11 protein-coding genes are annotated in these 14,506 nt (G+C 48.7%); 2 read left to right on the top strand and 9 right to left on the bottom strand.

Going from position 1 to position 14,506, the window contains the following annotated elements; genetic code table 11:
• Nucleotides 1-24: 24 nt before the first annotated feature.
• Nucleotides 25-516 carry a sialate O-acetylesterase gene (locus M1L66_RS12490; RefSeq protein ID WP_434693305.1) on the bottom strand — a complete coding sequence of 164 codons (492 nt, stop codon included), beginning with the start codon at nucleotides 514-516 and terminating at the stop codon, nucleotides 25-27.
• Between the two features lie 208 nt (nucleotides 517-724).
• On the opposite strand from M1L66_RS12490, the gene M1L66_RS12485 reads away from it, so the two are divergent.
• Complete coding sequence (locus M1L66_RS12485; protein ID WP_187020940.1) at nucleotides 725-1,519, top strand: YdcF family protein; 795 nt, start codon at nucleotides 725-727, stop codon at nucleotides 1,517-1,519.
• Between the two features lie 160 nt (nucleotides 1,520-1,679).
• Here the strand turns inward: M1L66_RS12485 and M1L66_RS12480 are convergent, their stop codons facing one another.
• The 7 genes from M1L66_RS12480 to M1L66_RS12450 form a co-directional block, all read right to left on the bottom strand.
• Complete coding sequence (locus tag M1L66_RS12480; protein ID WP_434693303.1) at nucleotides 1,680-2,678, bottom strand: PD-(D/E)XK nuclease family transposase; 999 nt, start codon at nucleotides 2,676-2,678, stop codon at nucleotides 1,680-1,682.
• Nucleotides 2,679-2,924: 246 nt separating this feature from the next.
• Complete coding sequence (locus M1L66_RS12475) at nucleotides 2,925-4,034, bottom strand: anaerobic sulfatase maturase (protein ID WP_434693302.1); 1,110 nt, start codon at nucleotides 4,032-4,034, stop codon at nucleotides 2,925-2,927.
• Nucleotides 4,035-4,339: 305 nt separating this feature from the next.
• Nucleotides 4,340-5,692, bottom strand: a complete 1,353-nt coding sequence (locus M1L66_RS12470) for an MFS transporter (protein WP_187020945.1) — start codon at nucleotides 5,690-5,692, stop codon at nucleotides 4,340-4,342.
• Between the two features lie 14 nt (nucleotides 5,693-5,706).
• The gene (locus M1L66_RS12465) at nucleotides 5,707-7,194 is read right to left on the bottom strand and encodes a sulfatase-like hydrolase/transferase (RefSeq protein WP_434693300.1); all 1,488 of its coding nucleotides are present in this window, start codon (nucleotides 7,192-7,194) and stop codon (nucleotides 5,707-5,709) included.
• A complete protein-coding gene (locus M1L66_RS12460; protein WP_434693298.1) occupies nucleotides 7,191-8,705 on the bottom strand; it encodes a sulfatase in 1,515 nt (504 codons plus the stop codon). Before M1L66_RS12460 ends, M1L66_RS12465 begins: the two co-directional genes overlap by 4 nt.
• A 214-nt stretch (nucleotides 8,706-8,919) precedes the next feature.
• Complete coding sequence (locus tag M1L66_RS12455) at nucleotides 8,920-9,948, bottom strand: LacI family DNA-binding transcriptional regulator (RefSeq protein WP_187020950.1); 1,029 nt, start codon at nucleotides 9,946-9,948, stop codon at nucleotides 8,920-8,922.
• A 273-nt stretch (nucleotides 9,949-10,221) separates the two neighbouring features.
• Nucleotides 10,222-11,739 (bottom strand): alpha-N-arabinofuranosidase, encoded by a 1,518-nt coding sequence (locus M1L66_RS12450; protein WP_187020951.1) that lies wholly within the window; start codon nucleotides 11,737-11,739, stop codon nucleotides 10,222-10,224.
• A gap of 350 nt (nucleotides 11,740-12,089) precedes the next feature.
• Here M1L66_RS12450 and M1L66_RS12445 point away from each other — a divergent pair, with 350 nt between their 5' ends.
• The gene (locus M1L66_RS12445) at nucleotides 12,090-12,887 is read left to right on the top strand and encodes an AraC family transcriptional regulator (RefSeq protein ID WP_187020953.1); all 798 of its coding nucleotides are present in this window, start codon (nucleotides 12,090-12,092) and stop codon (nucleotides 12,885-12,887) included.
• Between the two features lie 35 nt (nucleotides 12,888-12,922).
• Here the strand turns inward: M1L66_RS12445 and M1L66_RS12440 are convergent, their stop codons facing one another.
• Nucleotides 12,923-14,407, bottom strand: coding sequence for a zinc ribbon domain-containing protein (locus M1L66_RS12440; RefSeq protein ID WP_187020955.1), 1,485 nt, complete (start codon nucleotides 14,405-14,407; stop codon nucleotides 12,923-12,925).
• Nucleotides 14,408-14,506 lie beyond the last annotated feature (99 nt).

Below are 14,506 nucleotides of genomic sequence, written 5' to 3'. Positions count from 1 at the left end.
CAATTCGTGTACATTGATATTTTATCAGACATAGCGGGAAAATGGAATGGCGAAAACCTTCTTAAACTCTTCGTATGATATTTTCCCCGAAATAAACCCTTCAAGTGCCAGATATCTCTTTTCCGCCGTTGTATTATCCCGGTTGTGACACCGGTCCACGAGCCTGTCTTCCTCAGCCAGCGGCTGTTCGATATGCTTCCGCTCACTATAAGCCTCAAAGTACCGCAAGCCAAACTTTCTCTGTGAAACGGCATTGATATGGATTCCCGCCAGTTCACTGTTCTCCACCGCAAATTTTGCTTCGCTGACCGCGTGGCGGAACAGTACTCCCTCCGTCTCCCATTCATCGATGGAGCTTCCGCCTGCAACCGGCCGGTCATAGTTTATCGGCTCAGTCATCATCTGCCATCTTCCGTTGCGCAGCATCTCGATTCTTTCATTATAGATTGAGGGCACATCATGAACGAAGCCGCGCCCTGCCATGTTTGACTGTCCGATTAACAGAAATGATTTCATGGATTCCTACCTCCGTTACAACAAATTATTTTTTCCTATAAGCATCCTTCGCATTGTGAGCGAAAAAAATCAGGGCGGTAACCGGTCCTGTTGTATCCAGTATACCATGACCAGAATAAAATTTCAGCAGTTTTTGGCTTTACCGTAGTTCACAACGCTGTCTTTCTGTTTTATAATGAACCTGTAAGTACACATACGGAGGATGTCTATGAACGAACGAATCGTGGAATACATTAACATTTTAGGAGGATTTTGCGGAAAAAGAGACGTTTCCCAACTGTCTCCGGAAGAATTAAAGAAGACTTACGGAATCGATCAGGCAGACGTTATGGTGCTGTTTGGCGGCAGCATTCTGTGCGGCGGCGATGTGCTGGCCCAGGCGATACAGAACCATGCCGCGAAAAAGTACGTCATTGCAGGCGGAGCCGGCCATACCACGGAAGCGCTGCGAATCCGGGTCCATCAGGAATTCCCTGATATTGAGACGGCAGGACTGCCGGAAGCCAGGGTCTTTGCTTCCTATCTGAAGGCACGTTATGGGCTGGAGGCCGATCTTCTGGAATGCTGCTCCACCAACTGCGGCAACAATATTACGTATCTTCTGGATCTGCTGCGGGAAAATCAGATTTCCTTCCGCTCCATCATCCTGGCACAGGATGCCACCATGCAGCACCGTATGGAAGCCGGACTGCGCAAGTACGTCTCGGATGACGTCATCATCATAAATTATGCCGTCTACCAGGCAAACGTCATCATGAAGGACGGGAAGCCTGCCTATGATACAGAAATCTTCGGCATGTGGGACATCGACCGTTATCTCACGCTCCTCATGGGGGAAATCCCGCGTCTCACCGATGGTCCGGAGGGATACGGACCCCTGGGCAAAAATTATATTGCGCACGTCGACATTCCCGACAGCGTCGCCGCCGCTTTTGATGAGCTTCAGTACACCTGCCGCGGCATGGTGCGGCAGGCCAATCCGCTGTATGCCTCCCGGGATTAGTACAGCGTTGCCCTGTTTCAGGCTTTGCCAGTCCCCGCACCCGGGTCTCCGTTACGGGCCTCATAATGAAAAGCAGGATAGGATTACCGGCTTGTGATGATTCTGCCGGTCATTCTACCCTGCTTTTTTCTATCTGGATTAATCCCAAAATGAATCGTACTTACGTATTCTCCGTCCGTTTAGCAAGTTCCCGCCGAAGAAGTTCCAACTCATCGTCTTTTGCTCTCAGTTCTTCTTCCCTCTTCTGCGCCTCCTCTTCCAGCCTCCTGATCTCTTCCTGCTGCTCTTCAATCATCAGTTCCACCGTGTTCTTATCATATAATGCCAGCGTCTCATTATACATCGCTATCAACTCCTCCGGTTTTCTCTGAAACTCTGCGATCTCCCTGTATAGTTCCCGAAAAGCCGGATACGCCTCTGTCACCCGGATCATATCTTCCGGTTTGTCTGAACTCAAAAAATACAGCCAGGCATCCAACTCTTTATCTATATTGTGAGTGATTTCCTGAAAAATGTCAAGTGCTATAAAGATATACTCCTGCAGTAATTCCAACTCCAGTCCGGTGTCAAATTTCTGGCTGGAACGGTGAATATACTGGTCAGGAATCTGATGGAACTCTCTGGAACTGTGCTCTACCAGCACGATGGTATAGACCTTCTGAAGATCACGGTAGGAAAACTTTTTCTTCTTCAGACTCTTCTGCCGGTCATATTGCCGGATGATCAGATCTGAGGAGTAACAGGCACTTCGTTGTCCCGGAAAATGGTAGCCAACCTTCTGGATTTCCACATTAGCCAACGCTCCCGATTCCAGCTCCACAACAATATCCATAATGATCAGCGACGCTTCCGCCGCCAGTCGTTTGGACTGTGACGGCAAAACCTGTTTTACCGTTACTTTCTGACCGATTATTACAGTTAAAAGCCGCGACAGCCTCTCCCCGTGAATCACCGGATCAAATATGTGCTTAAAAAACGGGTCGTACGTTATCTTAAGCCCTCTCGTTCCTTTGACAAAGTCGAGGAGTTCTCTCTGCATATCCTCTGTCAGTGATAAATACTGTCCATAAGCAGTCGACTGTTCTAAAATTCCTAATGCCTCTTTTTCGGACAGCACAAGCCCGCCCATGCAATTTGATGGTTGCTTTGTGTTCCTCATACGCTTTTTCTGCTTATTCAGATATGATTGGTTGAAATAAATGGCGAAATGCCAGACAACGGCGGACTGCACGTCTTGCATACAGCATACCGTGATGATCAGACTGTACGGTCCGAATGTCCCGTTCAGAAAATGATTAGGTCTATTATATCAGATCCATCTGAAAAAAGAAACCTCTGCACCAAAAAGCCCCATATTTTCATCATCTGAAAATACGGGGCTTCTGACTTAAATCCTCTGTATTCCTTATCCGCGTCCAATCCTCTCTGCGATCTCCACAAGACTTGGCAGACAGGCATCAAAGAACATCTTATACGACTGACAGAAGTACTGATGATTCCCGTGATCCTCCTGTCTGGTTCTCCGGCAGCCGCCGCGGCAGAGCATTGCGTATCGGCAGTCTGCACACGCCTCCTCCTTTTGAAGGGATTTCTCGATAAATTTTATCTCTTCCCGCTTCTTATCTATCATCTCCACCGTATCCGTCCGGAAATTGCCCAGACGGTACTCGTCCAGCACATAGAAATCGCATGGATACACGGTTCCATCCGCCTCTACCACGTACTGCATTCCGCAGGTCCCGCGCATGTCACAGGATTCCGGCATCTGGCCCAGCAGAATCGCGATATAATTCTCAAACTGCCGGATATACGGCTGTTTTCCCTCCTTCAGATCACGGAACCACAGCTCGAACAAATCGATCAGAAACATTCCGTACGCCTCCGGTGTCAGCGAATAATCCCGGCCACCCGGTTCTTCCATGAGCGGATCGAGACAGGCGATAAACTGCAGGTAATTTAACTGGTTTTTCCGGTAGAACTCATACGTTTTTTTAATATAAGGCGCGGTTCTCGCATGCACCACGGAAAGTATGTTGAAGTCCACTCCAGTCTTCTTAAGCATTTCAATATTTTCCATGATCCGGGTAAAACTGCCTTTTCCAGCGGGAGTTTTCCGGTAATAATCATGCTGCTTCGGTCCTCCATCCAGAGATACGCCCACAAGGAAATGATTTCTCACAAAGAATTCCGCCCACTGCTTATCCAAAAGCGAACCATTCGTCTGGATTGCATTGAAAATCTTCACGTTGTTGACATTGTATTTTTCCTGAAATTCGATGGATTTTTCAAAGAACGGAAGCCCGCTGAGCGTCGGCTCGCCTCCCTGATACGCGATCGTGCAGCTTCCCTCCGAATAAGCCAGAACCTGGCGGATCACCTCCTCTAATGTCTCAACCGACATAAACCCGTAGGCCCCCTGTTCCCGTTTGGACATCGTATCATAATAAAAACAGTATTCACACCGCAGGTTGCAATTTCCTGACGATGGTTTAATCAGTACACTGATTGGCGGCATAAGCACCCTCCCTCTTTCGTACCGGCAATCATGCCGGCGGCCATTTTCATAAACACACTGATAAATATTATAATGGTTTCTTACCGTAAGTACAAGAGTAAACTTAAGCCACGCCCGGTAATTGGGGGAAGTGTTCCAGTCTCCCCGGCGGGACGGAACGGGAAGCAGGACCGCCGGGGAGAAGCAGTTCAGTTACCCTCTCTCAATCCAGAAATTCTTTCCGGAGCACAGAAGCGCCTTTTCTTCCAGAGTCATGGATTTTACCAGAGCTTTTATATGATCTTTGATTCCATTTGTCATAGTTTTCACCCCTTCTTTCTCTCGTCCAGTTCCGTGCGGATCTGGGAGTATTTCTCATTGGTAATCTCATAGAATGCCATGGAAATCAGGGAGGCTATATAACCGAGTACCGGCATTCCGAAACGCAGGAACACGATCATATTTAATACCTGCGGAGACTGCTCCTGGTTTGCCACAAAGCCGACCAGTCCCAGGAAGAAGCTGGCGATAAATCCGCCGATCGCCATGCCGAACTTGTTGATAAATGTCAGGGAGGAGGACATCAGGCCATCTGCTCTCTGACCGAATTTCCACTCGCCGTAATCAGAGCACTCCGGAAGCATCGCCCATCCAAGGTTGCTTGGAATACGGGAAATGAATCCGAATACAGCCATCATGCTCATAAGAATCGTAACCGATGCCGTAGGCTTCAGCCACATGACCACCAGCGGTACAATCGAGAACAGGCTTCCGAACCAGTACAGGCGTTTTTTCCCAAACACTTTGGAGAGTGCAGGAAGCAGCGGAAGGAGAATGATCCCGGCAAACAGAATGGCGGAGGCAACCTTGGGAACCAGATCTACCCGGTTTAACACATACTTAAAGTAATACATATTTACGGCGCTGTAGGTCGCGTTGGCCAGTACGTCCGTACCGAAAGCGATCATGAGCATCAGCATGGGTTTATTTTTCACCAGCAGCTTTAAGTCTTTTGCCATGTTCATCGGAACGCGTTCTTTTTCCATATCACAGACATCGTACTTCTTTCCGCCCCATGCGCAGATCCAGAATGCGGCAGTCGTCAAAATACCAATGAGCGCTCCATAGATGGCCCAGCCCTGTTTTCCGCCGCCAAATGCTTCTACCAGCGGAAGTGCCATGATGGTGATAATAAACTGGGATACGGTTCCCATGCCCTGCTTCCATGAAACGATAACCGTTCTCTGATACGGATCCTGAGACATAACCGGCGTCAGGGAATGATACGGGATATTTACTACGGTTGAGGCCAGTGAATATGCGATGTAGACCACATAGACGTAGACCACTTTCATATTCGGTGATAAGTCCGGCGCGGTGAAAAGAAGGAAGATGAGGAATCCAAGGACCGGAGCTCCCCAGATAATCCATGGCCTGTATTTTCCCATTTTCGAGCGGGTGTGGTCGCCCATCATTCCCATAATCGGATCGGTAAACGCATCGATAAATCTGGATATCAGCATGAGGCCGGATACCACCATGGAGCTGATTCCAAAGATATCGGTATAAAAGAATGTAAGATAAGACATTACAAGAAAGAATGCGAGGTTTGACCCCAGTCCCCCAAATGAATATTTGAACACATCCAAAAACTTTGCTTTTGCATACTTTGTTTCCATACGTTTCTTCTCCTTTATAAACAAATGTTTAGTGTAAAGTCCTTTTCCATTCTGGTGTCTTTTTGAAATGGGACGACGTCACACGTATCCTGGTAAAATTCCAGAAGCTTTTCCTTCATCTCCGCGATTATAGACGCATATTCAGGGCATCCGATGCGGTTTTGGGTTTCCTTCGGGTCCAGCCTCAAATCGTAGAACTCATCTTCCTCATAGAGTCTTCTGATATATTTGTAATCCCCTGTACGGCACATCGTGGCTTTTCCGTTGTACATCTCATCGGAGGCTTGTAAAAACTGTCTCGGATAGTACTGGCCGCTTGGATCCGGTACAGCCTGGCCCCCGGTCTCCTTGCAATGCTCTTCTCCCTTTCGGAAACCGCCCTCACAGAACACCGCCTGGCGAACCGCCTCTTCCCGCTGTTCCATATAAGGAATCAGGGATTTTCCAAAATGTGTATGCTCGGGGGGCAGCTCTGCCACCGCCTCCGCAGTTGCGTAGAAATCAACCAGCTCCGTCATTTCCTGCCTGACGCCATGGCGTTTCTGCATCGCAGCGGGCAGCTTCACAAGAAACGGGACATTGGTCAGGCAGTCCTCAAAACAGTTCTGAACCTTCTCCACCAGACCGTAATCTCCGGTATAATCTCCGTGATCACTGAAAAAGAAGACGGCAGTATCATCGTAGATGCCTTTTTCCTTCAATGCACAGACGATCTGACCCGTCAAGTCATCCACCTTGCTGCACATGCCTAAGTAAACCGCCCGCAACTCATCGTACTCCTCTTCGCTCCAGTCCTTCATATTCTGCAGTACCGCCAGTTCTCTCTGCATTCTGGATTTTCCCCTATATCCCTCCGGAGGCAGAATCCGTTCCGGCAGCTTCTTCCGGTCAATACGGCTGAAATACGGCTCGCTGATCTGATAGGTCGGATGGGGAAGCATCAGGGGCAGAAAGATGCAGAATGGCCGTTCCTCCTCATAGTCCCGGATAAATTCCGCCGCGCCCTCCGTCCAGACCTGATCCAGGTCTTTATGCTCCGGCAGCCTGCCCCGGTAAAAGGAATAGAAATTCTTTCCTCCCGGTTCTCCCCGGAATGACTCCCTGGGCAGTGCATCCGGCTTCCGATCATTTCCGACAGTAAAATAAGTATCACAATAGCTTTTATAATACTCTGGATTCTGTGCCGGCAGCAAGTCATTTCGCTGGTTCATCCAGACATGGTACCCGTGCTCCTTCAGACGCTTTAATAGTACCGGCTCATGCTCATGCATCATGTGATTCATGGTACGGTGTCCTGCGACATGGGGATACCAGCCGCTCATAAAGCTGCACCGCGAGGGGGTGCACACCGGATTCTGGCAGAATGCATGTGCGAAGGATACCCCCTCTTTTGCCAATTCATCCAGATTTGGCGTAACCGCCGCCGGATTTCCCAGATGGAACATGGAATCCGCCCGCATCTGATCCGGATTGATAATCACTATGTTCGGGCGTTTTTTCATACCGGCCTCTCTTCCTCGAAACCCAGACGGCAAAAGAGCTCTTTCGGAGCGTCATTTTTCTCCATATATTCCCGGATATAAGCCTTCATCTGTGCGCGCACGGCCTCGTCCTCCAGGGAATGTTCCTGATCCGGATCCTCTTTTAAGTCGAACAGCAGAGAACCGAATAACGTCGTGTCTCCCATATGGTCCTTACTCTCGATCTTCATTACCCTGCAGCCCTTCGTGAAGGAAAATGGCTCCGCCAGTTCCATCCCCGTCAGTTCCTCCGGGCGGAACATATACCGCATATGGGTAGGCATCAGCGTGTACTCACAGGCAGGAATCTCGGGATGCTCCGCCGCATGCATGTACACATACCGGCCGTCTGTCACATCCACCTGACTTCCATGGTATCCAAATACCGCATATTTCCGGATAGGTTCATCCGAATCCATTACGCCGGCAAGCGGCTTTCCTTCCATGTCCTCCGGTATCTCCATTCCGAAAAATTCTAACAGCGTCGGCGCCAGATCGATGGTCTGAACAATCGCATTTCTGCGGATTCCGGCGCACTCCTTTCTGCGGGGATCGTAAATATACAGTGGTGTATGGGAAATCTCTTCGTAGATCGGCATGCTGGTCTTTCCCCACCAGCCGTGCTCTCCCAGCAGAAAGCCGTGATCCGTATTGACGATAAGCATGGTATCATCCCACAGGCGGTATTGGTCCATCATATCCAGAACCTTTCCCAGGTACCGGTCGCACTTGGAAAGCAGCGCCGCGTATTCGTAACGAACGTGCTGAACCGTATTCTCATCTTCCGCCACTGCCGCGTAAGGCGGCCAGTCGGCTTCCTCTGCCGCATCTCCCAGAAAGGTATGGGGATAGAGCGCTTTGTCCTCCTTCAGTGAATAGAACGGTTCATGGGGATCGAAGGTCTCGATCTGCAGGAACCAGTTGTCCTCCCCGTGGTTTTTCTCGATGAATTCCAGCCCCTGGTGAAATGTAACTGCCTGGGAGGTCTTCTCTTCGGTATCCATATAGCTGCGGTTGACCGCGTCCTGAGCCATCATTCGTCTGTAAGGCGGATAACTCAGCATGACCTCCTTGTTCTTAAATACGGTGCCGCGGTCATAGCGGTATGACAAATCCGCTTTCCACAGATCGCCCTCCTGCCCCCTGGAAATCTCCCAGGATGAATACCGGTTGTGGTAGGTACAGCCCCCATCCTCCCAGTAGTGCTGATGGTCGCTGACGAGATGGGTGTAGACACCTCCCTTTTTCAGAATCTCCGGCATCGAGTCGTCGAACGGCTCCATCGGCCCCCAGCTTCTGTGGAAAAAATTGATTCTGCCCGTGTGCAGTTCCCTTCTCGCCGGCATACATGGCATGCTTCCCACATAACAATTTTCAAATTGAACGCTTAAATCCGCCAGCCTTTTGAAATTCGGCGTCTTCGTCCAGTCACAACCGTATGATTCCAGTAAATCGCGTCTCAGGGAATCATACATCACCATAATTGCCTTCATGATACTCCTCCTGTCTTATCTTATTTTTCTGTAACTGCTGTACTCTTTTATCCGCTCTCTTTTTGATGAAGATTTTCAATTCGCCTTGCGAATTGGTGCGAGCACCCGTCATGCCGCATAACCAAATACCTTTGTGGCGCGCTGTACATCCATCATAGTTTTGAAAACGCTTTCAGAAAACGCTTTCAAAAAAGAGCGATCAAAAGGCTGCTCTTTAAAGCTGCCTTATTGATTCTCTGTCAAAAAACTTGGTCTCATATTCCCTGGAGGTCTCCTCCAGCGGGCAGTCTTCTATCATGTCCAGCAGCAGCTCTGCCGCTCCGCTGCCCATATCCTTCGCAGGTACAAAGAACGCTGAAATCTGGGGAAACAACCGCCGCCCTTCGCCACTCTTATGTTCAACGGACAGGATCGACACTGTCTCCGGCACAGAAAGCCGCAGTTCTCCGCATACACTCAATATAATCTGGGTCGTCTCAATGCCCGGCGAACAGATAGCGGTACAGCCGCCGCCTATTACATACTTTCTGAAATCTGCAATAAGGTCCGGCCGGATATCCGTTATATGTGAGAGTGCGATCGGAATCAGTTCCAGTTCTTCCAGTTCTTCTTCTGCCTTCTTTACAATACCAGCCAGATAATTCTCATGAGTCGTGTAAAAATAGAGGACGATCTTCCGGTGCCCGTCTGCATACAGAGTTTCAATCATCTGATGCATATAGCTTTCGTACTGGGCATAAACATTAATTCCCTTCTTGTGAAACTTTTTCCCTATGTATACCACAGGATACTCTTCATCCAGGATTTGTTTCAGTGCCTCTTCATCCATGGATTTGCCGTTTAGTCCGCTTAAGAGAAGACCGTCAATCCTTCTCTGCCTGACATACTCCATGAAACGCGGACTCCCCTTCACCCGGTTCGAATATTCCTCCGACTCACTGATCAATACCATACTGTAATTATGTCTTGTCAGAACCCTCTCGATTCCTTTTAACAATTCCAGAGTGTAGGAGGATTCAAACACCGATCCGGAGTGAAATGGAGTATAGACTCCTATCATATTGGACCTCTGCTTCACCAGTCCTCTCCCGAACTGATTCGGTTCATACTGGTAATATTCCATCGCCTCTTTTACGGCCTGTACCTTCTTATCACTTACATTGGCGCTGTTATTCAAAATCCTGGAAACGGTTGAGATCGAAACTCCCGCCCGCTTTGCTACGTCGTAAATCGATGCTGTCATGTTTTACCTCAATGCTGTCACGTTTTGCATTCATTTTTGAAAGCGTTTTCAAAGTTCCTGGACTTATAATAACAAAAAGAGAAATTGTACACAATATGATTTTTCTACAAAAAAGTATTTTTTATTTGTGCACATTCCATAATTTTTTCGACTCACTTCTCTCGACTTTCACCCTTGTTTTTCTCTTCCATGCATGCAGAAAGGAACCGGCAAATAGTTTCCGGCTCCTTCTGTTCGTGCTGTTATATCTTATTATTTCATAATTCTGTTACATTATTTCACTGTTTCATGCTTCTTTACCAGTCGTACTACGTTCCAGCTGTGCTTGCCGAAAACAGTAGAGAAAATACCGTTCTCCAGTTTAGAAGCCTCTGAATGGATCGGACTCACCGTATCCGGCGCTGCTTCTGTGTTGACTGCCTTCATGTCGTCATGGGTCAGAACGATATGCTCCTCCACCTGATACCCTTCAAACTGACGGAAATCACAGGAAACTTCTGCATCGTCCTCCAGATCTTTATTAACCGCGAAAATCGTTACGGCCTCCGCCTCTTCATCCCAGATGCATACACAGTCCAGGGTAGATACGGTACCATATGTCCGGCTCTCATATACCGGGGCCTTGATCTGAGTCATCAGTACGGTGCCTTTCCCATAGACGCTGGCGTGCATGTATGGATAGAATATAGTCTGACGCCAGGCTCCTGTATCCGATGTCATGATCGGTGCGATTACATTGACCAGCTGGGCCAGGCAGGCGACCTTCACTCTGTCCGCATGTCTCAGCATGGTGATCAGCATGCTTCCTACCAGAAGCGCGTCTTCAAAATTATAGACATCCTCCAGCTGGTGAGGCGCCTGATCCCACGCCTTGATTTCCTTATCCTGCTCGTTGCTGTGATACCACACGTTCCACTCGTCAAAGGATAAATTGATGTTCTTTCCGCCGTGTTTTTTAGCCTTTACCGCGTCACAGATTGATACGACTCCTGAGATAAAATCATCCATACCCTTGGAGCAGGCAAGAAAATCTGCCGTGTCGTCACTGCGGTTACCGTAATACTGATGCAGGGATAAATAGTCCACTTCGTCATAGCATTCGTCTAAAACCTGGTACTCCCAGTCTCCAAACGTAGGCATGGTCAGGCCGGAACTGCCGCAGGCCACTGTCTCAATCTCCGGATCGAGCCACTTCATCATACGGGCCGTCTCTGAAGCGATTCTTCCGTACTCTCCCGCTGTCTTATGACCCATCTGCCATTTTCCGTCCATCTCGTTGCCCAGGCACCACAGCTTGATATCATGAGGTTTTGCGTAGCCGTGAGATTTTCTCAAATCACTGTAATAGGTGCCGCCCTCAAAATTACAGTATTCCAGCAGATTTTTCGCGTCCTCCGGACCTCTCGTTCCGAGGTTGACTGCCATCATCATCTCACTCCCGGCCTTCTTGGACCAGTCTGCGAATTCATTCAGTCCGAACTGATTTGTCTCAATCACTCTCCATGCCAGATCGGTTCTCGCAGGTCTTAGCGCTTTCGGTCCCACGCTGTCTTCCCAGTGAAAGCCCGATACGAAATTGCCGCCCGGATAGCGCACAATCGGCACCTCCAGCTCTTTTACCAGTTCCAGTGTATCTTTCCTGAAGCCCTGTTCGTCGGAGGAGGCAAGCCCTTCCTGATAGATACCACCGTAAACGGCACGTCCCAGATGTTCGATGAAGGAACCATATATTCTCTTATCAACACTGCCTGTCAGGAAATACTTATCAATGATAATTTCTGCTTTTTTCATTCTGTCATTCTCCTTTTTTAACTGTATATTCGTAACAGTTCAGACGGCTCATCTTCTTGACCAAAAAGCCGGTCAAGAAGCAGCGGATATCCATCCGATGTAAAAATCAGTTCAAAAACGGTCTTATAAGCAAGCTTAACGCCCGCCTTTGCACTGATTTTTCCGCCGTCTGAACTGTTACGTATATTCTTTACTCATATCTTATCAGGTACAGGAGAAAAAACCAGTGACTTTTCTCCGAAGCATTTGATTTTTTCTCCGATTATGTTTATACTGTTATCATCCTATAAAGAATGAAACGAAACAACCTGACGGCAAAGGTAAGAGAATCAGAATCAGGAGGAAGGGCCATGCTCAATTTTGAAATACATTTCTGTGAATACAACCGGCAGAATCCGCCAAAAGACAGGATTTACCGACCGGGAGGCAGTGGTGACTACTTATTCCTGCTGCTGAAAACTCCGATGAAATTCTACTTGAATAAAGAACTCACACTGGCCCGGGAAAATGCCTGCATCCTGTATACGCCTCAGACTATGCAGCACTATGAGGCTGTTCAAAAATTCCGGAACAGTTATATCCATTTTTCGTGCTCCGATACGCTCATTGAGCGCTTTAAAATTCCGTTAAACTCCATTTTTTATCCTGGAAATCCGGATGAAATCGACGAGTACATCAGAGAGCTTCAGGAAGAACGGATCGCATCCCGCCCATTTGCGGACGAGAAAGAATATTTTCTGCTGAATGAGATGTTTATTGCCATAGCCCGGGCCATGGCTGGGGAGAATACTGACATTGTTGAGAACCGGGAGCTGTATGAAATCTTCTTAAGTCTCCGTCTCGATATGCTCCGTAACTATGAAAAGCCCTGGACGACAGAAGATCTGTGCCGCAGGGCAAACCTGGAGAAGAGTCAGTTTTTTGCCTGTTACCAGAAATTTTTCCAGAGTACCCCTCATGCAGACCTTCTCTCCGTCCGCCTGGAAAAAGCCAAGAATCTGCTCACAAATGAGGCGCTTCCGATTAATCTGGCGGCCCGGCAATGCGGATTTTCCGATATCACCCACTTTTCCCGGTATTTTAAAAAAGAATGCGGGTGTTCTCCTAAGGAGTACGCCCGCAGATGGAAAGAAAATTGTTTGCCATAGAATTCGTATATTTAAGAGTGCTGCGGCGAAACGGCTCAGACCCGGAGCAGCTTTCTCACCAGAGAAAGAACCGCTCCGGCAGTGCTGCCAAGAAATAGAATATCACGATGGGAATTCACGGCCTCCATGGCCGCGGCTGCGCCTTTTGCCATCCCTTTCCACGCCTCGGCTTCAGCCGGTATCTCCGGCTGGACTACTGCCGCTGCCACGACTGCCGCCATGCAGAGAAGAAACGGCACAAAGCCTCTTCCCGTATCGTATTTTTTCATGCGCACACCGCCTCCCGCTCCCGTTTTTGAGGGAATCCAGAGACACCAGATTAGCCCCATAAACAGTGTGATTCCTGCAAAGCCGGCGTAGAGAGCCATTCCGTAGTTGGACTCCGCCGCCATGAACCGGATATCGCCCAGTGCCTGGCCGTGTTCCCAGAATGACTGTGCCATAAGGAACACCATACCCGCCATCAGTAGAAAGGAGGCCAGCTGCATCACTCTGGAGATGATTACAGTGGCTGTCACCATGCTTTTTACCACCACATCGCCAAAACTGACGCCGTCCTTGTCTGTCTTTTCGATTATACGGGTTTCTGAATCCGGTATGTCGAAATCGCGGCTTACCCTGGAGTCTGTATTACCGCGCAAAGATCGGCTGCTCTGGTTCTTTCCCCGGGGCAGCCCGCTGTATGCCGAACCACTGGGTTCCCCGCCGTCCCAGTCCCAGCTCTCTTCTCTCTGTGCTTTTCGCCCCGCCATTCCGCGTGAAACCGGCCGTACCTTTTCCCGACTGTCATTCTCTTGCCTGCCGTTCTCCTGACTGCTGCGCAGGCGCTCTACCTCACCCTCCAGCTTTTTCATTCGGGTTTCCTTTTTCTGCTGCTCTTTTCGCTCACCTTTCGATTCTGCTTTTCGCCCTTCAGAGCCTTCTTTGGACTTTTTAGGCTTTGGTGTTTTCTCTTTGGGCTTCTGTTTTTCCGACTTTCTGCTCCTCGGCTGATAGCTTTCGCTATCGTCTGCCTCTGTATCGTCAAGAGAATTACGCCTGCCACGGTTGTTTAAGAGGTTGGTATCATCAGTCTGGTTCTCATAGGACTGCTGATCTTCTGCATTTAAAGAGGCTTCTGTAAAATGACGACTCTTTAGGAGGGCCAGTGCTCCGATGATTGATTTCGCCGGATTAAAAGACTGGTTGTCCGCATTCGTTCCATCGTCCACATACGCCTCGCCATCACTCTCCATTCGTTCTTTTATACATGGCGGTTCCTCTGTGTTTAACCATTCTTCCGCTAAAAGCTTTTCCTCTGATCGCTCGCTCTTAACCGTCCAATCCCCCCGGCTCTTTTGTCCTTCCATAACCGGCGGTGTGCTTGCGGCCTGTTCTTCCAGGCCCGCCAACTCCTCTGACAGCCGTTTTCTTATCTCATATTCCTCAGCCGATTCCATTAAATAACCGGTACTCAGTGGTTCTCCGCAGTTATTGCAGTAGTTTCCTGATGTTTCATGTCCACATTTCGGGCAGATCATACAATCAATCCTTTCGTATTATTCCATGTGTAATCTGAATGCTTCTATCATAATAAAGTCCTGTCTTACCGTAAGTAATAAAATCATATTTCATCATAA

Source organism: Hungatella sp. SB206, assembly GCF_051132295.1.
In the GTDB taxonomy this organism is placed as follows: Bacteria; Bacillota; Clostridia; order Lachnospirales; family Lachnospiraceae; genus Hungatella; species Hungatella effluvii.
The sequence above is the reverse complement of the archived record's forward strand: the minus strand, read 5'-3'. Positions and strand labels throughout refer to the sequence as shown.